This window comes from Hanstruepera sp. CR43 (assembly GCF_055227665.1).
In genome coordinates this window covers 142,704-165,481 of record NZ_CP200078.1, presented here as the reverse complement: position 1 = coordinate 165,481, position 22,778 = coordinate 142,704, and the positions used below count along the sequence as shown (strand labels likewise).

At 32.8% G+C, this 22,778-nt stretch carries 21 protein-coding genes; 14 read left to right on the top strand and 7 right to left on the bottom strand.

Annotated features, from left to right (window positions below; genetic code table 11):
• Positions 1-18 precede the first annotated feature (18 nt).
• The 4 genes from ACKXGU_RS00670 to ACKXGU_RS00655 are packed head-to-tail and all read left to right on the top strand — an operon-like array spanning position 19 to position 3,900.
• Entirely contained in the window at positions 19-1,113 is a 1,095-nt protein-coding gene (locus ACKXGU_RS00670; protein ID WP_463466159.1) for a glycosyltransferase family 4 protein, read from the top strand.
• A 5-nt stretch (positions 1,114-1,118) separates the two neighbouring features.
• Positions 1,119-2,324, top strand: a complete 1,206-nt coding sequence (locus tag ACKXGU_RS00665; protein ID WP_463466158.1) for a DegT/DnrJ/EryC1/StrS family aminotransferase — start codon at positions 1,119-1,121, stop codon at positions 2,322-2,324.
• Positions 2,321-2,911, top strand: coding sequence for a sugar transferase (locus tag ACKXGU_RS00660; protein ID WP_463466157.1), 591 nt, complete (start codon positions 2,321-2,323; stop codon positions 2,909-2,911). Before ACKXGU_RS00665 ends, ACKXGU_RS00660 begins: the two co-directional genes overlap by 4 nt.
• On the top strand, positions 2,911-3,900 hold the full coding sequence (locus ACKXGU_RS00655) for a polysaccharide deacetylase family protein (protein ID WP_463466156.1): 990 nt from the start codon (positions 2,911-2,913) through the stop codon (positions 3,898-3,900). The genes ACKXGU_RS00660 and ACKXGU_RS00655 overlap by 1 nt, the downstream gene beginning before the upstream one ends.
• Here the strand turns inward: ACKXGU_RS00655 and ACKXGU_RS00650 are convergent.
• Together ACKXGU_RS00650 and ACKXGU_RS00645 are read right to left on the bottom strand one after the other, a co-directional pair.
• Complete coding sequence (locus tag ACKXGU_RS00650) at positions 3,897-4,874, bottom strand: GNAT family N-acetyltransferase (protein ID WP_463466155.1); 978 nt, start codon at positions 4,872-4,874, stop codon at positions 3,897-3,899. The genes ACKXGU_RS00655 and ACKXGU_RS00650 overlap by 4 nt on opposite strands.
• Complete coding sequence (locus tag ACKXGU_RS00645) at positions 4,867-6,105, bottom strand: GNAT family N-acetyltransferase (protein ID WP_463466154.1); 1,239 nt, start codon at positions 6,103-6,105, stop codon at positions 4,867-4,869. The genes ACKXGU_RS00650 and ACKXGU_RS00645 overlap by 8 nt, the downstream gene beginning before the upstream one ends.
• Positions 6,106-6,467: 362 nt before the next feature.
• Between ACKXGU_RS00645 and ACKXGU_RS00640 the strand changes: the two genes are divergently transcribed.
• From ACKXGU_RS00640 to ACKXGU_RS00625, 4 genes are read left to right on the top strand one after another with little or no spacing between them, the layout of a single operon-like run.
• Positions 6,468-7,589: an aminotransferase class I/II-fold pyridoxal phosphate-dependent enzyme gene (locus tag ACKXGU_RS00640; protein ID WP_463466153.1), complete on the top strand. Its 1,122-nt coding sequence runs from the start codon at positions 6,468-6,470 to the stop codon at positions 7,587-7,589.
• Entirely contained in the window at positions 7,582-9,477 is a 1,896-nt protein-coding gene (locus tag ACKXGU_RS00635) for a polysaccharide biosynthesis protein (RefSeq protein ID WP_463466152.1), read from the top strand. Before ACKXGU_RS00640 ends, ACKXGU_RS00635 begins: the two co-directional genes overlap by 8 nt.
• Positions 9,478-9,489: 12 nt before the next feature.
• Positions 9,490-10,281, top strand: a complete 792-nt coding sequence (locus ACKXGU_RS00630; RefSeq protein WP_463466151.1) for a polysaccharide biosynthesis/export family protein — start codon at positions 9,490-9,492, stop codon at positions 10,279-10,281.
• Between the two features lie 10 nt (positions 10,282-10,291).
• Positions 10,292-12,643: a GumC family protein gene (locus ACKXGU_RS00625; RefSeq protein ID WP_463466150.1), complete on the top strand. Its 2,352-nt coding sequence runs from the start codon at positions 10,292-10,294 to the stop codon at positions 12,641-12,643.
• Position 12,644: 1 nt separating this feature from the next.
• On the opposite strand, the gene ACKXGU_RS00620 is transcribed toward ACKXGU_RS00625, so the two are convergent.
• The gene (locus ACKXGU_RS00620; RefSeq protein WP_463466149.1) at positions 12,645-13,820 is read right to left on the bottom strand and encodes a proline dehydrogenase family protein; all 1,176 of its coding nucleotides are present in this window, start codon (positions 13,818-13,820) and stop codon (positions 12,645-12,647) included.
• Positions 13,821-13,913: 93 nt separating this feature from the next.
• On the opposite strand from ACKXGU_RS00620, the gene aroB reads away from it, so the two are divergent.
• Together aroB and ACKXGU_RS00610 are read left to right on the top strand one after the other, a co-directional pair.
• Positions 13,914-14,981, top strand: coding sequence for a 3-dehydroquinate synthase (gene aroB, locus ACKXGU_RS00615; RefSeq protein WP_463466148.1), 1,068 nt, complete (start codon positions 13,914-13,916; stop codon positions 14,979-14,981).
• A gap of 81 nt (positions 14,982-15,062) precedes the next feature.
• Positions 15,063-15,356, top strand: coding sequence for a hypothetical protein (locus ACKXGU_RS00610; protein ID WP_463466147.1), 294 nt, complete (start codon positions 15,063-15,065; stop codon positions 15,354-15,356).
• Between the two features lie 11 nt (positions 15,357-15,367).
• Here ACKXGU_RS00610 and ACKXGU_RS00605 read toward each other — a convergent pair whose 3' ends face one another.
• The 3 genes from ACKXGU_RS00605 to ACKXGU_RS00595 are packed head-to-tail and all read right to left on the bottom strand — an operon-like array spanning position 15,368 to position 17,593.
• A complete protein-coding gene (locus tag ACKXGU_RS00605) occupies positions 15,368-15,886 on the bottom strand; it encodes a DinB family protein (protein WP_463466146.1) in 519 nt (172 codons plus the stop codon).
• Between the two features lie 7 nt (positions 15,887-15,893).
• Positions 15,894-16,373 carry an Lrp/AsnC family transcriptional regulator gene (locus tag ACKXGU_RS00600; protein WP_103052053.1) on the bottom strand — a complete coding sequence of 160 codons (480 nt, stop codon included), beginning with the start codon at positions 16,371-16,373 and terminating at the stop codon, positions 15,894-15,896.
• 53 nt (positions 16,374-16,426) lie between these two features.
• Positions 16,427-17,593 (bottom strand): M14 family metallopeptidase, encoded by a 1,167-nt coding sequence (locus ACKXGU_RS00595; protein WP_463466145.1) that lies wholly within the window; start codon positions 17,591-17,593, stop codon positions 16,427-16,429.
• A gap of 293 nt (positions 17,594-17,886) precedes the next feature.
• Between ACKXGU_RS00595 and ACKXGU_RS00590 the strand changes: the two genes are divergently transcribed.
• The 3 genes from ACKXGU_RS00590 (at position 17,887) to ACKXGU_RS00580 (ending at position 19,500) form a co-directional block, all read left to right on the top strand.
• Positions 17,887-18,258: a helix-turn-helix domain-containing protein gene (locus ACKXGU_RS00590; protein WP_463466144.1), complete on the top strand. Its 372-nt coding sequence runs from the start codon at positions 17,887-17,889 to the stop codon at positions 18,256-18,258.
• 80 nt (positions 18,259-18,338) lie between these two features.
• A complete protein-coding gene (locus ACKXGU_RS00585; RefSeq protein WP_463466143.1) occupies positions 18,339-18,710 on the top strand; it encodes a DNA topoisomerase IV in 372 nt (123 codons plus the stop codon).
• 1 nt (position 18,711) lies between these two features.
• Positions 18,712-19,500, top strand: a complete 789-nt coding sequence (locus ACKXGU_RS00580) for a TerC family protein (protein WP_463466142.1) — start codon at positions 18,712-18,714, stop codon at positions 19,498-19,500.
• Here ACKXGU_RS00580 and ACKXGU_RS00575 read toward each other — a convergent pair.
• Positions 19,497-20,468: an alpha/beta fold hydrolase gene (locus ACKXGU_RS00575; RefSeq protein WP_463466141.1), complete on the bottom strand. Its 972-nt coding sequence runs from the start codon at positions 20,466-20,468 to the stop codon at positions 19,497-19,499. The genes ACKXGU_RS00580 and ACKXGU_RS00575 overlap by 4 nt on opposite strands.
• Positions 20,469-20,599: 131 nt before the next feature.
• On the opposite strand from ACKXGU_RS00575, the gene ACKXGU_RS00570 reads away from it, so the two are divergent.
• Positions 20,600-22,774 (top strand): endonuclease MutS2, encoded by a 2,175-nt coding sequence (locus ACKXGU_RS00570; RefSeq protein ID WP_463466140.1) that lies wholly within the window; start codon positions 20,600-20,602, stop codon positions 22,772-22,774.
• The last annotated feature ends 4 nt before the right edge of the window (positions 22,775-22,778 follow it).

The following is a 22,778-nucleotide window of genomic DNA, read 5'->3' as shown; positions in this document are numbered from 1 at the left end:
AATCTCAATTATTTAAATTTGTTTCAATCCAAATCAATTTGTTTAGTTGGCGGCGAAGATGTCCACAAAAGAATTCAATTATCGCAATACCTTATTGATGCAGGTTTTCAAGTGACCATAATTGGAACTAGCAAACAGCCATTTCCAGATAATGTAACTTACGTTAATTACAATTTAAAAAGGAATCTCTCGCCTATTAATGATTATAAAACTATAGTTTGGTACAGGGATTTTTTTAGTGAAAACCATTATGATCTCATCCATACGTTTGATACAAAACCTGCTTTTTTGGTTCCTTTAGCATTAAAAAACACAAACACACCTATTACAAGAACCATAACAGGTTTGGGGACTATTTTCATGTCGAAATCAGTTTTGAGCAAATGGTTAAGATTCATTTACAAGCTTTTACATAAAAAAGTTAAAGCAAGAGTTTATACTACCATTTTTCAAAATTTAGATGATAGAGACGTTTACCTTAACAACGGATTAATTTCAAAGCCTAACTATAAATTAATTTATAGTAGTGGCATAGAATTAAAGGATTTTAATGATCGAGCGTTAAGAGAAAACAACCCTTTTACATTCATTTGTGTGGCCAGAGTTGTTTATGAAAAAGGCATTATCAATTTACTTGAAGCTGCTGAAAAGTGTAAAAAACTTGGATATGATTTCAAAGTCCTTTTAGTTGGACCAATTGAGGAAAACTCTAAACGTTTAAATAAAGACATATTAGACGAATATAATGATGTAGTTACTGTTTTGGGTGAGCGTCAGGATGTATTGGAGTTACTTTTAAAATCTGATGCCTTTGTGCTACCTACTTTCCGGGAAGGTTTTTCAAGGGTTTTATTGGAGGCTGCCGCCATTGGACTACCAATCATTTCAACAAATGTTACGGGTGTACGCGACTTTGTAAGACATAATCAAGAAGCCCTTTTGATAGAACCAAAAGATTCTGAAGGTTTATCACAAGCCATGATTACTATAGCTACGAGTAAAGACTTAAGTCATAAATTAGTTGAAAATGCATTAAAAAGGGTTGAACAGTTCAGTCTTGAAAATGTATCCAAACAATATATAACTATCTTTGAAGATGCTATTAATAATTAATCAAAATGAAGATTCCTTTCTCACCACCATTTATAGATTCTTCAGTTATTGAAGAAGTTACCGATGCCTTGAATTCCGGATGGATAACAACAGGACCAAAAGTTAAAAAATTGGAAAACTTGGTATGCGCTCACATAGGTGTTCCAAATGCTCTTTGCGTAAATTCAGCAACATCAGGATTGATGTTGGCATTAAAATGGTATGGTATTGGAGAAGGAGACGAAGTCATTATACCAGCCTACACCTATGCTGCTACAGCTTTGGCGGTCATTCATGTGGGAGCTACTCCAGTTATGGTCGACATTAATGATGATTTCAATATTTCCTCTGAAAAAATCAATGAGGCTATTTCGCCTAAAACCAAAGCCATTATACCTGTTGATTTTGCTGGATGGCCTTGTGATTATAATGAAATCAATAATGTTATTGAAAGTAAGAAGCATCTTTTCAAACCTAACAATGAGAAACAAAATCAGTTAAACAGAATTATATCGATATCCGATTCTGCTCATGCCATAGGTGCCAAATATGGAACAGACTATTTGGGTTCGTATTCTGATATTACCGTTTTTTCGTTTCATGCTGTAAAAAATGTGACAACTGCCGAAGGAGGTGTAGTCTGTTTAAATCTCCCAGAGCCATTTGACAACCAAGATGAATACAGTTATTTGCGTTGTTATGCTTTAAATGGACAAACAAAAGACGCTTTCACCAAATCAAAAGCTGGTGGTTGGCGATATGACATAATTTATCCTGGATTAAAAATAAATATGCCCGATGTTTTGGCGGCTATTGGCGTGGCACAATTACCAACATACTTTTCAAGTATTTTGAAGGAAAGAGAAACAATCTATCAATTTTATCAGGACTTTTTCAAAACCAAAAGTTGGGCAATCCTCCCTCCTTTTAAATCTGAATTGAAAACATCATCTTGTCATTTATATGCGTTGAGGATAAAAAACATTACTGAAGAAACTCGTGATAATATCATCATCAACATATCAGAAAAAGGCGTTGCAGTCAATGTACACTTTCAACCACTTCCGCTATTGAGTTTGTTTAAAAATATGGGATATCAAATTTCTGATTTTCCAATTGCTTATGACAATTATAAAACGGAAATCTCATTACCTATTTACCCACAACTTTCTCAAAAAGAATTGGATTATATTACAAAATCAGTGGAACAAGCTGTGGAAATGTATTTATGATAAAACGAAGTTTTGATATTGTTTTTTCTTCTTTGGGATTAATTTTATTACTACCTTTACTTTTAATAATAGCAGTTTTTATAAAAATTGAATCTAAAGGTCCTGTTTTTTACAAACAAAACCGTGTTGGAAAAAATAATCAGGATTTTAAGATTTTTAAATTTAGAACCATGTTTATTGGTTCTGATAAAAAAGGTCTACTAACTGTCGGTAACAGAGACCCTAGAGTTACCAAAGTTGGCTATTTTTTACGAAAGTATAAATTAGACGAACTCCCACAACTAATTAATGTATTACTTGGTAATATGAGCTTTGTCGGGCCCAGACCTGAAGTAAGACATTATGTTAATTTTTATTCGGAAAGTGATTTAAAAATCCTTTCTGTTAAACCAGGAATTACAGATTATGCTTCCATTCATTTTAGAAATGAGGTTGAGCTTTTAAAAGAATCTGAAAACCCTGAAAAGTTTTATATCGAACATATTTTACCAAAAAAAATAGCACTAAATAAAAAGTATATTGAACAAAACAATCTATTAATTGATATAAAAATCATTTTAAAAACTCTATTAACCATCATTAGCTAATGAATCCAACCAATGGTTATTTTATAGTTTCTCTGGACTTTGAGTTGTTCTGGGGTGTTTTTGATGTAAAAAAACTAAACGATTATAAGAAAAACATTGAAAATGTCCGTGTGGTCATTCCAAGGTTATTAGACCTTGCCAGTACTTATAACATTAAGTTAAGTTTTGCTACAATCGGATTTCTTTTTGCTAAAAACAAACAAGAACTTATAGAAGCAATCCCCGAAATAAAGCCAACTTATAATAACCAAAATTTTAACCCATATAGGTTGGTTGATAGCCTTGGAGCAGATGAAAATGAAGACCCTTACCATTATGCCAATTCATTAATCAATTTAATTCAGGATAATGGAAACCACGAGATAGCCTGTCACACTTTCAGTCATTATTATGTCAATGAAGCTGGTCAAACTACCGAGCAATTTGAAGAAGACCTTAAAGCTGCTATTGCCATTGCCAAGAAGAATCAAATAAATTTAAAAAGCATTGTTTTTCCAAGAAATCAAATAAATGAATCATGTTTAGAAATTTGTAAAAAATATGGTATCACAAATTTTAGAGGCACTGAAAAACATTGGATGTTTGATACTCAAAATACCAAGAAGCTAGAAAGCCCAGCTCACAAGGCATTTAGGCTTTTGGATACTTATATTAATCTTTCCGGATACAATACTTATAGTCTGTCCAATGTCAAAGATTATTCAGGTATTGTAAGTATATCTTCCAGCAAATTCTTCAGACCTTATTCCAAAGCATTAGCCTTTTTGGAACCATTACGGATTTCCAGAATTAAAAAAGGCATGACACATGCTGCCAAAAATAATGAGGTATATCACATTTGGTGGCATCCTCACAATTTTGGTGATAATACGGAAGCTAATTTTAAAAATCTGGAACAGCTTTTTAAACATTATAAGAGTTTAAACCAACAGTATAACTTTAGTAATGAAACCATGGGGGGACTTGCTAAAATTATAAAAACTGGTTAACGCAATCTATGTTTCAATTTCCAATACCATTTGTTGAAATTTTTTTCCCGCAAGTATTGCTTAAACTTATAAAAAGTACTCACCCCATTAGCAATCATTAAGCTTTTTAAGTTTTTAGTATTATATATAATGTGGCAATCAAAGATATAACTATCAGTAGCAAAGCGTTTTTTATAATCTTGATCCCCTTTAGAAAAATCAAAAATATCATAACCATTGTCAATACTCCATTCCAATAATTTTATCAGTTCCAAAACCCCCAGACTATATTTACCATAGGCAATGTCAAAAGCCTTTATAGCACCAATAACAGAGTCTTTAGATAAAAATGCCAGCGATATGGCACTCACTTTACCTTCAACACGGATAACATTCAAAATTGCCTTTTTTTCTTGAAGCATTGGATAAACTAAATCTACATAAAATGCCCATTTGGTTAAAATATCATTCTCAACGCCCAAATCATCAAAACGGGTTTCCAGCAAAACTTTAAACTCTTGCATGATTTCCAAATAGGTATCATACAAAATATCTGCTCCCAAAATCTCATATTCAACTTTATGATCCTTCTCTAGCTTATTAAAATACCCTCTAAACTTCCCCCTACTTTTGGCATTAAAATGATTTTTCAAAAATGCATTGATCGTGTCATAATCTTTAAGATTCAATAAGTGACCTGAATATTGACCTATTTTTTTAAAACGGTAACTCTGGTTTTGTAACTCTACTGAATGAAAGCTAGGAACATCAAAAATTAAAACAGCACTGTTTTTTATCAGGCTTCCATTATTTAAAAAACGGTAGGTTATTCCATTAGTCATATTTCGACCACAATTTACATAAAGTGGCATCCAAGAAGTTTTGTAGAAATTCAAACTGTCTATCAGTCCAACTGATCTTATACGTTTGTCAATCATATAATGATTAATCCAAATCTTTTGATAAGTAGTGCTTACAAACGGATTATCAATCATTTCTAGAAATTTTAAATGCTTGTTTTCTTCCGCTCACATATAACACACCATCCTTTTCATAAATTTTCAAAAAATTAGCTCGTTCTGGATTCATGTATAAAAAATCATATAAGGCTCTTCTCTCTGAATTGTAGCGAACTGAATAAAAGTCTATAGGCTCCAAAGTTTCAAAATCTGGAATACTATCAGTCATTACCTCTACAGAAAATGACTCTGATGCCATATGATTTGCTGCATACCTTGGGAATAATTTATGCTTTATATGATGGTATTTTTCATTGAATTTTTTATCCCTTAAGAATCGCTTCAGATAAAAATAATTCTGAAGAAAACCAGCCATAAGTTGACTTTTTAATGATTTAGAATCATAAAAAATGTAGTAGTAAGTATCATAAGTTTCATCGCTCCAACGCTTCTTATAATCAAAATCACCTTGTGTATAATCGAATATTTCAATACCATTTTCAAAACTCCATTCCAGCATTTTTAAAATGGTGGTATGACCAATATTAAAGCGATAATAATCAATATCAAAAACGGTCAAAGCTTCTATTAAAATGTTCCCGAAATGATAGCTAAATGTAGTACCAATAGGCGTGTCATCACAATAAATTACAAACAAAGATGCTGTCTTTTCATTAATCATTTTATAGGCCAAGTCACAATAATAATTCCAGATTAATGGGTCTAATTCACCGCAAGGTTCCCCTTTATCACTATAACGTTTTTCTAAAAGTTTATAAAAAGCATCAAAAACATTTTTAAATTCTGCTTCTGAAATATGGCCATGATACATAGTATAATCAACCTTAAAACATGACTCTAGCCTACTCACATTTCTGCGTAGTTTAGAACGGGAATTGGACCTGTAAATAGTTTTTAGATAATGTTCTAAAGAATCATACTTTTTCAATTGGGTTATATATCCCTGATATTGAGAAACTTTTTTAAGCTTTAATCGCTTTCCCTTTGGCATATCATGGTTTTGATATGTTGGCAAATCTCGTATCAAAAACGTCTTTCCCTTAAAATCGTCATAAATATCATCCTGCAGGGAATAGGTAATACCATTGGTCAAATTCTTCCCAATGTTTATATGATAAGGCAAAAAACCATGCTTTACAAAAACGATATCTTCAATAAACCGAAAACCGTTTGGTGATTTGGAATCGTGAAAATGGTTACTCCATGTTTTAATAAAAGTTTCAGTAATAAATGGGTTTTTTGTCATTTTTGGGTTACTATTTCAACAATTAAAATTAGTACTAAAAAATAACAATATGGAACAGATTATGTTTTTTTAGATGTAATTAAAAAAAGTATGTTTAAAAGGCAATTTATTATCTCGCCAAATAAATTATCAAAGATTTAAACTATGTATTAATATAAGAAATGGTGACTTCAATTAATTAACTATTTTTATCTAATTAAAAACACAACTAGTTGAATACGATTAAATGCCTTAAAAAAAGGTTCAAAGTATTCATCAAAATTGAAAAAAATCAAAAATCGTAGAAATTAGTTATTTATCGTATTTATTTGATGAATCCTACGGAAACAATGATATTTACTATGGTTAAAAATGCTGAAAATTTGAATTCAAGAATTTGGTTATCCGCTCCTCACATGAGTGGGAATGAACAGGAGTTCATAAATGAGGCATTTAAATCCAATTGGATTGCACCAATGGGCTCAAATATAAATGGTTTTGAGGAAGACCTCGAAAACTATTTAGAGCATGATGCACATGTGGTTGCGTTGACATCTGGAACAGCAGCCATTCATTTGGCTTTAATCCTTTTGAATATTAGTAAAGGGGATGATGTATTATGTCAAACTAAAACGTTTGTAGCGTCTGTCAACCCCGTCACTTATGTTGGTGCCAACCCCATTTTTGTAGATAGCGAACCAAACACCTGGAACATGTGTCCGGATTTACTTGAAAAAGCTATTAAAGATAGAATAGCCATTGGTAGAAAGCCAAAGGCAATAATAGTAATTAATTTATATGGCATGCCATACAATGTAATTAGAATACAGCAAATATCCCATCAATATCAGATACCTGTTATTGAAGATAGCGCCGAAGCACTTGGTAGTAGATACTATGATAGACCATGTGGTACTTTTGGTGATATTTCTGTATTATCTTTTAATGGCAATAAAATAATTACGACATCAGGTGGTGGTGCTTTGATTACCAAGGATGAAAAAACAAAAAAAAGAGCGCTTTTTTTGGCTACACAGGCCAAAAATGAAGGAGTTTCCTATTCCCATTCTGAGACAGGTTACAATTATCGCATGTCTAATATATTGGCTGGCATTGGTCGTGGTCAAATGACTGTGTTAAATGAACATATAACATTAAGAAGAAGGAATTATGATTTTTATTATAATTCATTAAACAAAAACGACAACATTTCTTTCTTACAAGAATCAGAGGGCTGTTTTTCCAATAGATGGCTAACTTGTGTTTTACTGAAGACAGAAACAATGCGAGATGACATTATAAGTCTATTAGCCAAAAACAATATTGAAGCAAGGCCATCATGGAAACCTATGCATCAACAAGAACTTTTTAAAGGGTTGCCAGCCTATCTAAATGGAACTGCCGATGATTTATATAAGCGTGGGCTATGTTTACCGAGTGGCTCTAGTTTAAAAATACATGATTTGACAAGGATTACTGAACTAATCAAAAGTTATTTTGGATAAAGTTTATCACATATTAAGAAAGCTTTCCAATCGCTATGCATCAAAATGGCTTGTACTGTTATTTGATTCATGTATTGTGGCTTTCACTTTCTTTTTAGCTTATTTAATCAGATATAATTTCCGGATTGATTTTGATTTCGCCATGTTTATCAAACAGATTCCTTTTATTGTTTTAGGTGCCATTATTAGTTTTTTAATTGTAAGTTCACATAAAGGGGTTGTTAGATTTACTGGCTTTAAGGATGTTGTAAATATTATCATTGGGGTGAATATTCTAGCTACCGGGCTCATTATTTCGACATTTATGAGTCGTAAATATGAGTTTCATAATGTTTTTGATATTCCTGGATCAATAATATACATTCACTTATTATTAAACATCTTCTTCTTAATTGGTGCTAAATTCTTTATCAAATCCGTATATAGAAGTTTGGTTACCGATTATGATATATTCAGCAAAGTACTTATATATGGAGCTGGTGATTCTGGAATGATTACCTATAATGCCATAACCAATGATGCCAAAAGCAACATTGAAGTGTTTGGATTTATTGATGATAATGATAGTAAAGTTGGAAAAAAAATCAACTTATTAAATGTCTATCACCCCAAAAAAGTCACCAAAGAGTTTATCGAGAAACATGGAGTTGATGAAGTTATTATTTCGATTCAAAACATTAGTTCAAATAGGTTACTTCAAATTACCAGTTCGCTTTTTGCCCTTAACCTAAAGGTAAAAATTGTACCTGCCGTACAAAACTGGATTGATGGTGATTTGAGCATTGGTCAAATAAAAGAAATCAAAATAGAGGATCTTCTTGGTAGAGAACCTATAAATATTGATAATCCGCTTTTAATTGATGAATATACTGGGAAGACTATTCTCGTTACGGGCGCTGCCGGCTCTATTGGTAGTGAATTGGTTAGAAAATTAACCAATTTTAAATTTAAAAAAATTATCCTTCTGGATAATGCAGAGTCTGCACTTTACGATTTGCAACAAGAATTAGTCCGAAACCAAATTAAAAATGTACACCCAATTGTAGCCGATATTAGGAATATGGTCCGACTAGACAATTTGTTTAACAGTTATAAACCTGAAATCATTTTTCATGCTGCTGCATATAAGCATGTGCCCTTAATGGAACAAAATCCTTTTGAAGCCGTTAGTGTCAACGTTCGAGGCACACTTAATGTGGTCAATTTATCGGTAAAGCATGGTGTAGATAAATTCATACTCGTTTCTACAGACAAAGCTGTAAATCCGACCAATGTCATGGGAGCAACAAAACGAATAGCCGAAATGATTATTTGCTGTCAAAAAAATCTCAAAAAATGCAAAACCAAATTTATCACCACTCGATTTGGAAATGTATTAGGTTCAAACGGTTCTGTTATTCCGCTTTTTAAAAAACAAATTGAGGCTGGTGGTCCCATTACAGTAACGCATAAAGATATTATTCGTTATTTCATGACTATCCCAGAGGCCAGTTTATTGGTTTTAGAAGCCGCTGCTATGGGACTCGGACATGAGATCTTTGTTTTTGATATGGGTAAACCCATAAAAATATTTGATTTAGCTGTCAATATGATTACCCTTTCTGGACTTAATTATCCTGAAGATATTGATATTAAAATCATTGGATTGAGACCAGGTGAGAAAATTTATGAAGAACTTCTTATTGATGGAGAGAACACAAAACCTACCTATAATGAGAAAATTATGATTGCCAAGTGCAAAACCATTGATATTGACAATGTTGAAAAATTAATAAAAGATCTTTGTTTACTTGGTTCTAATTCTCAAAATATCGAAATTGTATCAAAAATCAAGGAAATTGTAACAGAATATATCCCTAATAACTCTACTTACGACGTATTAAACTAAACCCCACTAAACATGGAAGTATCAAATTTCTTAAAAAAATATAGCAGTAAAGTTCTGCTAATCCTGGTTTCTCTGATGTCATTATCTTGCATGACTAGCAAGGAAATTATATATTTTCAAGACGAAGCCATTTCACAAGACAATCAAGTTAGCTTACAGTCGGCAATTGTATATAAACCAAACGACTTGCTATTCATTAGTGTTGGTGGTGACAAAGATGCCGTTGCTCCATTTAACTTACCTGCAATTTCTTATAGCACGTCAGCTGTTGCAGCAAACGGTAATTTAAAAATGCCTACTTATTTAGTTGATAACAATGGAAATATTGAATACCCAGTTTTGGGAACCATTACATTGGGTGGGCTAACCAGAGAGCAAGCAACAATGTTTTTAAAAAATAGCCTTTCAGAATATATAAAAGAACCTATAGTTAATATTAGACTCATAAATTTCACAGTAACTGTTTTAGGGGAAGTTAATAATCCCGGTACCTTTACAGTAGAAGATGAACGTATTTCGCTTACCGAAGCGCTAGGCCTAGCAGGTGATTTAACAATTCATGGTAAACGGGAAAATGTATTTCTAATTCGTGAATCCAATGGTAAAAAACAGTACTCAAAAATAGATTTAACATCTATTAACTCATTAAGTTCGCCATCATATTACCTTCAACAAAACGATGTATTATATGTTGAACCTAACAAAGCCAGAGTACGGTCTGCTTCTTACAATGAAAATAATGGTATAATTATTTCTGCCGTAGCGACTTTAGCAACTATAGTTGCTATATTTTTAGCTAATTAAGATATTTTACATGAAACAAAAGGAAGAGTTTAAGGATTTAATACAACCATATCTGCATAGATGGAAGTTTATATTTTTTTGTGTTTTTCTAGCAATTGTTTTTGCCTTTATTTATTTAAGATATGCTGATTATGAATACGAGGCACAAGCGACCATTAAAATTAAGGATGATAAATCCAATAATAAACTTCCTGAAATATCTTCTCTTCAAAATTATGGACTGTTTAGTCAAGACCAAAACAATGTTCTGGATGAAATAGAAATTATTAAATCAAGAAGTCTAGTTGAAAGCGTTGTTAAAGACTTAAAATTTAATGTGCAATATTTTGTAGAAGGACGAATACAAGATCACGAAGTCTACAAAAACCCTCCCCTAAATGTTAATTTTAGTGCAACAGATTCCATTATACAAAAAATAGACACAATTCTCAATATTAGGATAAATTCTTCAAAGGACTTTTATATTCAAGGAATTGTTGAAGAAAATAAATTCCTAAAGGAAATAAAAGGAAATGATGAAATAGGCGGTGATTTATATGGTTTTGGCGAAAGTGTACCTACAAGTTTTGGTGACATAATTATTACCCCAAGTATTGGACAATATGCAACCAAAATAGGATCCAATATCAAAATTAAAATTTCATCCATTAATGGAATAACAAGTAATTATAAGACAAAACTTCAGATTGAAAGTAACGAATTATCAAGCGTGGTCAAGTTGGCTGTTAGAGATAATGTCAAAGAAAAAGCTCAATTATTCCTGGACAAACTTATCGAAAAATATAATGAAGATGTTATAAACGATAAAAATTTAGTAGTTGAGACAACGTCTGAGTTTATCAACAATCGATTGGAAATTGTCTCTAAGGAATTGGGACAAGTTGATTTAACAGCCGAAGACTTGCAGCAAGCTAATAAATTGACCGATTTACAAACCCAATCTACACTTGTTCTCCAAAATGAGCGAGAAAACGAAGCCAAGATTATTGATGCAGCAAATCAAATTCAGCTGGTTAATTACATGAGTGAACATTTAGCTGAAAAAAATTCAGCCGATGACCTACTACCAACCAATATTGGTATTAGCGATAATAGTATAGCCCAAGTAACCCAACGACACAACCAATTGGTTTTGGAACGCAACAGAATCTTAAAAAATTCAAGTGAAAAAAACCCAACAGTAATAAATCTTACCAATCAAATAAACCAATTAAAGAACAACCTTATCCAAAGCTTAAATAGTGTAAAATCATCAAATGAAATAACCTATAATAGCTTGTTGGAAGAGAATGCGCGAATTAGTTCGCGTATTTATTCTGCACCAATTAAAGAAAGACAGTTTCGTGACATAAAACGTCAACAGGAGATTAAAGAATCCTTGTATCTTTATCTTTTGGAAAAACGCGAAGAATCTGCCATTATACATGGCGTATCGTCTCCAAATGCAAAAATTGTTGATAAGTCATACGTATCTTCAAAACCAGTAGCTCCTAAAAAAATCATCATTTTATTAGCAGCATTAATTTTAGGTTCCAGTATTCCAATTGCACTAATATATTTGTTGAATTTATTGGATACAAAAATTCATAATATAAATGATGTAAAGAAAGCTATAGATGTCCCCTTCATTGGAGATATTCCTCGCTCTAGTTCTAAAAAGCAACTTGTAGCAAAGGTTGATTACTCTCCAAAAGCCGAAGCCTTTCGGATGGTGCGGACCAATATAGACTTTATGCTTAAAAGTATTGAAGGAAGAGCAAAAACTATTTTTGTAACATCTACAACAAGTAAAGAAGGGAAATCGCATACCTCAATAAATCTTGCATTGTCTTTGTCATATTCAGAAAAGAAAACACTTTTAATTGAAACAGACATTAGAGTTCCTAAAGCAACCAACTATTTGAGCGTTAAAAACGAAATTGGGCTGACAAACTATATTAGTGATCCTAAATTAACCCTAAAGGACATCATTGTTAATTTAGAGGGAAATGACTATTTAGATGTTATTCCTTCCGGAGTGATCCCTCCTAATCCAGCTGAATTATTGATGAGTGATCGGATGCAAAAGCTCTTTAAGCTAGTTGAAAAAAAATATGACTACATCATTGTAGATACTGCAGCCGTTGGTTTAGTAACAGATACCATGCTGATTTGTAGTCATGCTGATTTGTTTATTTACGTTATGCGTGCCAACTACCTTGAAACAAGACAGTTAAAATTAGCCGAAACCATGTATCAAGAAAAACGATTACCAAACATGGCTATTTTACTTAATGCTGTAAATCACAAAAGAGGTTATGGTTATGGATACGGTTATGGGAAAAACCCCAACAAGAAAAAATGGTGGAAATTTTCTAAATAGATTATTTTAGCTTTCGTCTTTCTTTTTCCTTTTTAATTAGCATAAGTTCCCTACCCGTTTGCCCAGCCACCGATGTGTTTTCTTCAGCACGTCTAATTAAATAAGGCATAACATCTTTTACTGGTCCAAAAGGAACATATTTAGCAACATTGTAACCTAAATTTGCTAGATTAAAACTAATGTTATCACTCATGCCAAATAATTGCCCAAACCAAACGCGGTTATCATTGTTTGCAACCCCTTTCTCTTTCATGACATCAATTACCATATAACTACTTTCTTCATTATGGGTCCCGACAAAAAGTGAAATTTCAGATAGATTATCTAAAATATATTTTGCGGCTTCATTAAAATTAATATCGGTAGCTTGCTTACTTTCACAAATAGGCGTTAGGTATCCTTTGTCCAGTGCACGGTCATTTTCCTTTTCCATATAAGCTCCCCTGACAATTTTATAACCTAGAGTAAACCCTTCCTTTTTAGCCATTTCATGTTGCTGTTTTAAAAACCCCATTCTATCATGCCTGTACATTTGTAAGGTATTGTAAACTATAGTTACATCTGTGTTGTATTTGCGCATCATATCAGTCACCAAATCATCTGCAGCATCCTGCATCCAGCTTTCTTCAGCATCAATCAATACTTCTACATCTTTTTCCTTGGCAAGTTTGCAAACCGCATCATAACGCGCCACTACCCGATTCCATTCAGTTTGCTCTTCGGAAGTAAATGATTTTCCTTCTCCTTTTTTTTGATACAAGTGAAACCTACCAAAACCTGTTGGTTTAAAAACAGCGATAGGCATAGAATCCTTCTCGGCAGCAAATCGGATAATCTTGAGGGTTTTTTCCATGGCAGCATCAAAATGGTCTTCAGTTTCCTTACCTTCAACTGAAAAATCCAAAACAGAACTCACGCCTTTATCATACATACGTTCAATAATATCCAAACAGTCATCCTCGTTAACACCTCCACAGAAATGATCAAATACGGTAGACCTAATTAAACCCTCAACTGGCAAGTGAGCTTTAATAGCAAAATTAGTAACAGCTGTGCCTATTTTTACCAAAGGCTCAATTGATATCATCTTAAACAAAAAATGAGCACGCTCAAGCTCTGTGTCACTCTTCAATTGAAAAGCAACTTCTGTGTTATCAAATAATTTGTGGTTTTCCATGAAATTGAAAATAATGCAAAGATAATTATCATTCAACTACTTTTTTATAAAAAAACTCCATATTTTTCACTTGAAAAACTGCAATCAATTTCCATGGATTCTATTAAAATCAATAATCACTATATACACTTTAATTCAGAATGTTATAAAAAGTTAAATGCGCATTTAAATAGCAAAAACTACTCAAAAATTTTCATTTTAGTTGACGAAAACACCCATAATTTTTGTTTACCGCAATTTCTATCTGAAATAGTTACTTCTGTTGAAATCGAAATTATTGAAATTGAACCAGGGGAAATCCATAAGAACATTGATACATGTATGGGTGTATGGAATGCCTTATCCGAACTTGAAGCTGACAGAAAAAGCCTGATGATAAATCTAGGCGGTGGTGTTATAACAGATATTGGTGGCTTTATTGCATCTACATTCAAAAGAGGTATTGATTACATAAACGTACCAACATCACTATTAGCCATGGTCGACGCCTCTATTGGCGGTAAAACAGGTGTCGATTTGGGTCATCTAAAAAACCAAATTGGGGTTATCAATGCTGGAGAGATGGTCCTGATAGATACCCAATTTCTTTCCACCCTACCAGACAACCAGATGCGTTCCGGTCTGGCCGAAATGCTTAAACATGGATTGATACAAAGCCAAAACTATTGGGATAAACTGGATAATGCATTATTTCAAGAACCCCATGTTATGGACAACCTAATCCGTGAGTCCGTAATAATTAAAAAAAATATTGTAGAACAAGATCCCCATGAAAACAACTTAAGAAAAACCTTAAACTATGGACATACATTAGGCCACGCCATAGAAGCCTATTTTTTGGACAACCCTGACAAAAAGAGCCTGTTACATGGTGAAGCTGTTGCCATAGGAATGGTTTTGGCCACATATATTTCCCATAAATTACTTGGTTTTGACAAAAACAAATGTGATGCTATTAAAAAGGAAATAATTAAAATATACGGTCAGGTTTCCTTTGAAAGTTCAGATTTTGCGCCAATAATTCACCTATTGAAATTTGATAAAAAAAATGAACATGGGCAAATAAACTTTGTATTACTGGAAGACATTGGTATAACCAAAGTAAATTGTCAAGTCGATAATGATTTAATTTTAGAAGCCTTTGATTACTATCTAAGCTAACATTAAAAAAATATTTGTAAATTTAGTACAATGCTATTAAACAGATTGTTGGAATTTATTAATCGCTAATTATTTTTTGAAATGAAAAGGGTTATCGTTGATTATAAAAAGCTTACTCCTAAAATTTTAAACCTACTTACAGAAAAATTCCCAGACGGTTACGACGATGATGATATCATCACATTTGACAATCACAAAAATGAAACCATTGAGGCCGTCGAGGTTAAGACCGATGATTGCATTTATTTAGTAAAAGTGAGCAGTAAGCTGCATTATACCATGACCAATTTTGAGGTTGGAGACGATTTGGAGATAAACGATTTAGGGCATATTATTGTAGATGAAGACATGCGTATTGAGGATGAAGAAGAGTAATTGCTTCTAAACTAATACAAATAGCGTTCCCTGATTATTTTACAATGATGGGTTTCATGACCAATAATGACAAACCCCAAAGCTCTTACAGACATATTCGATTCACTTGCCTGTCCTATTCTTAATAGCATGTCTTTGTCAAAACTACTAAATAAAGCTATTGTGGATTGTCTTACAGAAACATAGTGATTCAGCAATTGATTAAGATCTCTATTTTTGGCCAAACTTGCAGGCACATAGGCATTCTCATCAAAACCTGGCAAACTGGCTTTATCGTTTCTGGCAAATCTTAATGCACGATAGCTAAATATTATTTCCGAATCAATCAGGTGTTGAACAATTTCTTTAATTGTCCATTTTCCTTCGGTATATTGATAGGCCAATCTGTCGTTTGGAATTTCTTTTAAAAATGATAACGTTTTCCTATGACTTTCCTCTAATCCTTCAATTAGATTGACATCTCCAACTTGGTCAATATAATTTTTATAGTATGGATGATATTCGTTATCCGATAATTCCGAAACAGTCATTTTATGATTACATGTTGTTGAAAATAGAATGCATCAATCGTTTTTTATCATTAATGCTCTCTTCCAGGGAAATCATGGTTTCGGTTCTGTAAACACCTTCAATATCATCAATCATAAAGATAACTTCTTTAGCATGTTCTGTATTCCGTGCTCTAATTTTACAAAATACATTAAACTTACCAGTCGTAATATGAGCAACGGTAACAAATGGTATTTCATTTATACGCTCAAGAACAAACTTGGTTTGGGAGGTTTTTTGAAGAAATACACCAACATATGCTATAAAGGAATATCCCAGCTTCTTGTAATCCAACGTCAAAGAAGACCCCTTAATGATGCCGGCTTCCTCCATTTTCTTAACACGCACGTGAACTGTACCAGCTGATATTACTAATTTTTTGGCAATGTCCGTGAAAGGAACACGTGTATTATCGATTAACATATCTAAAATCTGATGATCTATATCGTCTAACTTGAATTTTCCCATTTTTGCTATTATTTTAAATAAAAATCAAAAATAATACATTATCACTGAATATTCTATATCAAATTTTGAGATTTTTTTAATTTTAATGAAAATAATTCATTATTTATCAATACGAAATCGTTTTCGAAACCTTCATAAATCGGTTCACCTTTATGCGTCAAAACCACACCACTATTGGCATTGACTTCACGATGAGCATAGAAATTGCTCAAATTTCCTAATTTTTCAATTTTTGGTATAAAATTTATCTTTTCATCTATTAAAGTTTCCTGAAATTGGATTCCTATATCTTGAACAGTATCATCAACCGACTTGGCATTTCTGATAATGATATCAAAAAAGCTTTTTTCGTTTTCAGGAATGGCAAAGTATTTTTCTTCACCATTATCTATACTTTGCTGCCTACCAATAAAATCAAGTGATAGTAAAAGAGACTGATAAATAAACTCTCTAGTCCTATCGCGAGCATAATCATCAGTATAGTGGCCAGCTTCAAACAGAATCGTTGGTGTGCCCAAACTCTGAAAAGTATCGCCTACACAGTTTGCATTGAATGAATCATCGTAAATGCCAACTTGACCTGGAATTTGTAGTTGAAGATTATCGTTCAATACAGTAATCAGTTCCATAGCACGCAAGCGATTTGAAGTCACGGTTCGATTCTCATCTACAGCAGGTGACAAAAAAGATACTGTCGCCGGTCTATTGGTCTTACCAACCCCAAAAATCGTTCGTTGTCCGTGTAAATTAAAGCAATAATCCGGCTTGAATGAATCATATAACCGTCTTAAAGTGACAGACTCTGGCTGTGTTAAATACTGCGCATCCCTATTTAAATCAACAGCGTTTGCATTGACTCTGGTATATGAGCGAGCTCCGTCTGGGTTTAGAATAGGTATAATTGTTATTTGACATGTTGATTCAATGAATTTGGAAATTTCATTATCAGCTTGCAAAGTATTTAACAAATCAAACAATGCTTTGGTTGTTGTCGACTCATTGCCATGCATCTGAGACCAAAAAAGAATCTTACTTTTACCAAATCCGTATTGAATACTAAAAATATCTTCACCATTTACTGATTCACCAATAATACCAATTGTAAACTTTTTGGATAATTTATTTATTAACGGATTGATATGATCAGAGCAAATATATCGATGCGATAAGCTTTTCTCCTGATGTAAAATATAAGACTCTTTTAATGTTTTCAGTAACATGATTTCTATTTGCGTTTTACAAAGTTAAACATTTAGATATTTACATTTGTAAACAACAAATAGTGGTCTTTGATTCATAATTGTATACAAATCTTCTTGCAGCATCTTCATTTTACAAAATATTTTAAATGTTTTTTACTTTATTAATTATTAATTATTGTATATCAATATTTTAAATTATTTTATTTAAATTATAAAATTAAACATTTTAATTAATTATCAAGTATTTAACACATATTAACTGAATAAATATTTACATTTGTAACATCCCTGTTTCATAATATTAGTTTACAATGATAAACAGCAAAGAATTCACTGAAAGACTTGAAAAAATAATAGATTTTTATGGAGAATCGGCATCTTCTTTTGCCGAAAAAATCGGCGTGCAACGATCGAGTATTTCGCATATACTTTCTGGGAGAAATAAGCCCAGTCTGGATTTTGTTTTAAAAGTGCTTTCGGCCTACCCTGAAGTGGAGTTATATTGGCTGTTAAATGGCAAAGGAATTTTCCCAAGCCAATCGGCTAGTTTCGAAAATCAATCTAACTCGCCTGAAACCAAAACTCGCGATACCTTCGAAACACAAATTTCTAATAACAAAGATATAGAGCGTATTGTCATTTTTTTTAAAGATGGTACTTTTAAAAATTTCCACAATCAATGATTTTTTATTTGATATCAAATTAATATGCTGAATGCCTTGAGTTGGATGATTAGTTTGTAATTTTGTGTAAAATTCATTTTATGAGGTGTTTATTATTATTTGGAATTTCGATGCTCTTTATTAGCTGTTATGAAACTGAAAGAAATTGTAATGATTATAGATTGGGTACTTTTAAAAGCGAAATTTCAATTAATGATTCTATATACTCTTCAACTTTTACCAGAACAAAAGAGCTACAAATTGAAAAATACAACCATATTATAGATTCATCAGAAGTTAGATGGGTAAATGATTGTGAGGTAATCTTTAAAACCATTAATCCCAAAAATCGCATTGAGAAAAAAGACATTCATTTGAAAATATTGACGACAACAGACTCCAGCTATACATTTGAATATTCTTATGTTGGTGACACTCATAAACAAAAAGGTACCGCTTTCAAAATAAAGTAATATGCTCGAATTTTTATTGACCAGTGACGCCATTATGGCTCTTTTGACTTTGACGTTTTTAGAAATTATTCTTGGCATTGACAATATTGTTTTTATTTCTATTGCTGCTAATAAACTTCCTGAAAACCAGCGTTCAAAAGCCACTAATATTGGTCTCTTATTAGCCATGTTTCAAAGAATTGTATTACTGTTTTTTGTATCATTTCTCATTGGTCTTAAAGAACCTTTTTACACGATTGATACATCCTGGCTTCATATTGGCATTAGCTGGCAAGCCATAATATTATTTGCAGGCGGATTATTTCTAATCTATAAGAGTACTTCAGAAATTCGCGAAAAGGTTGAAACTCCTGAACATGATGAAGACAAGATTAAAGGGGCTAAAATCAAGTCGCTTTCCCAAGCCATCACTCAAATTCTGATTATTGACTTTATTTTTTCAATCGACTCCATATTGACAGCTGTTGGTATGACCAATGGCCTGCATGAAAACCACAATTACAATTTGGTGTTGATGATTATTGCCGTTATTATTTCGATTGCGGTTATGATTGGATTTGCCAACCCGATACGAAAGTTTATTGACACACATCCTAGTATTCAAATTTTGGGATTAGCTTTCTTAATCCTCATTGGATTTATGCTAATTACTGAAGCTGCACATTTATCGCACACAACATTATTTGGGAAAACGGTTGGTGCTATTCCAAAAGGATACTTGTACTTTGCTATCGCATTTTCTCTTTTTGTAGAATTTATAAATTATAGGATAACCAAAAAGAAAAACTAATTAGTTTCCAATTGATCGATTTCATTTAAAAACTGAAGAACTTTTTCATTGACTATACTTGCCTGGTCTACCGATAAAAAATGACCCGCACTACTAATGATTTCGCCTCTTCCGTACGGCAATATGCCTTTTGCCATTCTAACTGTCTTATCATTATTTATCATATCGTCATCGCCAATTAATACATACACTGGCATTTTTAAACTTTTTAATTCGTTGGCGGTATAAGGCATCATATCAATAGTAAACTTATTAATAGAATCCTTTTCGACAGCTATTTTATACTGATCCAGATATGTTTTATTGATATTTTGAGGGTAACGAGACATGGTTTCCAAGGTTTCTTCCATCTGCTTCTCTTTTGAGGAAAACGCATAAACAATATTCTTCAAAAGATTTGTGCTGGGTCTAACCCAAATAAACGTTTGAGCAGGACTTAATAATACCATGCTCTTGATTCCTTCTTGATTGTGCAATGCTGCATTAACGGCAAGCCAACCTCCACGTGATGCACCAATGATATGATATTTCTTCAATTGCAATTTGGATATAATTTCATGATACCACAAGGCAATATCATCAGTAGATTCCATTTCTTTCGTAATGAATGATTTACCTGGTTCCAGGATAAAATCAATTGCAAAAACACGATAGAAATCTGCTAATGCCTTCATATTGGGATACCACATCGTTGAGCTTGCGTTCATGCCATGTAACAACACTACTGGAGTACCATCATCAGGTCCGCTAACTACTACATGCGCCGTACCAAAACTTGTTGGTATGTACAATTCTTGAAATGGTATATCCCATATCGCAAGTGTTTTATCATAAGCTTCAAAATAAGCTTGATGCTCTACAGCCGGTTTTGTGATGTATTTTGGTTTTTTTTCGAATTTTGAATATTCCGTCTGGCAGCTTACCATAGACATCATCAGTAAGGCACCAATAAAAGATTTTTTGATCATAGCATGGTTTTACGCTTCTGTCAAATCTAGTAATAAAAAAGTTTCCAATTAATACTTTATCATTTCTTTTAAACTAATCCTTAAATTTGTATCACATTTAAAATGCTTATGAGCATTGGAAATGGATTGCTATGGTAAATATTCACAATAAAACACTTCAAGATTTAGAGTTTTCAACCGTTTTAGAACAGGTAAGCGAGCACTGTATTACGGCACTGGGAAATGAAAAAGCACAACAAATAACCCCCTTAAAAAATATTGAAGAAACCAAGTTGGCTCTGAATTTAACCAACGAATACCTAGCATCATTTTACAACGAAAATCGCATACCCAATCATGGTTTTGAACCAATTACCAATGAGCTAAAGCTATTAGGTATTGAAAATTCATTTTTAGAAACACATGCCTTAAAAAAGATAGCCTCTGTATCAATCACAACTAATGACATTCTCACCTTTCTGAAAAAGTTTCAGGAATATTACCCAACCCTTTATGGTTTTTCTTCAAATATTGAACTCACAAAAGTTGTAATTGAACAAATAGATGGCATCATTGACCGATTTGGTGACGTAAAAGATAATGCATCGCCTTTATTAGCTGATTTGAGGCAACAAATAAATAAACTTAAAGGCAAAATTAACCAAAGCTTTGCAACAGCATTAAACGCTTATCACAATTTGGAATATCTGGATGATATTCGTGAGACGGTTGTTGATAACAAACGTGTTTTGGCTGTCAAAGCCATGTATAGACGAAAAGTTAAAGGTGCTATTATGGGAGGCAGCAAAACGGGCAGTATTGTTTATATAGAGCCCGAAACTACCTTGCAACAAACCAGGGAATTGAACAATTTGGAGTATGAAGAAAATGAAGAAGTCATTCGAATCCTCAAAGAACTTACAGATTTTATACGTCCATACAAACCTCTATTATCTGACTACCAGGCTTTCTTAACAGACATGGATGTTATTTCGGCTAAATCCAAATATGCGAAATCCATAAATGCTATTCTACCTGAAATAACCAATCAACGTCGTTTGTTTTTGAGGGAGGCTTTCCACCCTATTTTATATGTAAACAATAAAAAAAAGAAGGAAAAAACCTTTCCTCAGACTGTAGAGCTTGATCAAAATAATCGGATTATTGTCATATCGGGTCCCAATGCAGGAGGTAAAAGTATTACTCTAAAAACGGTAGGACTTCTTCAAATCATGTTACAATCAGGCTTATTGGTTCCAGTGCATGAACGCAGTAAACTATTTTTGTTTGACCGTGTCATCACAGATATTGGAGATAATCAATCCATTGAAAATCATTTGAGTACGTATAGCTATCGTTTAAAACAAATGAATTATTTCCTAAAAAAATGTAATAAGAACACCTTGTTTTTAATTGATGAATTTGGAACTGGTAGTGATCCAGAATTAGGCGGTGCTTTAGCTGAAACTTTTTTAGAAGAATTTTACCACAGAGAAGCATTTGGTATTATTACAACGCATTATTCCAATTTAAAAATTCTGGCAAACGAACTACCCTATATGCAAAATGCCAACATGATGTTTGATGAAAAAACACTAGAGCCCATATTCAAACTGGCTTTGGGACAGGCAGGTAGCTCGTTCACATTTGAAGTCGCTCAAAAAAATGGCATTCCCTATGGTTTAATTAATCGGGCAAAAAAGAAAATTGAACGTGGCAAAGTGCGTTTTGATAGAACCATTGCTAAATTACAGAAAGAGCGCTCAAAACTTGAAAAAACAGAGCAATCTTTAAAACTCAATGAGCGTAAAAAACAAAGCGAAGCAGAAAAACTGGAGGAAATCAACAACAAAATCCAAAAGAAATTGGAAAGTTATCAAGAATTATATGATAGCAACCAACGTTTAATCTACCTAGGTCAAAAGGTAAATGATTTAGCTGAAAGTTATTTCAATAACAAACAAAAGCGTGAATTGATGCACGAACTATTCAAGCTAGTTCAGATTGAAAACTCCAAACGCAAAAAAGTTTCTGTAAAACAACAAAAAGCCCTCAAGGCTAAAGAGCAACAGGTAAAAAATGAAGCTGATAAAAAAGTGGCGGTTATCAGAAAGAAGAAAAAGGAGGCCAAGAAAAAGGAAGCATTAAAACCTGCCAAACCAAAACCCGTTTTAAAAATAGGTGATCGTGTTAGACTAGAGGACGGAAGGGCTATTGGCAGTATTGACAAAATTGAAAAAAATAAGGCTGTTGTGAATTATGGTATCTTTACGACTAATGTATCGATAGACCAATTAGAGTTAGTCGAATCCAAAAAACAACCATAAACTG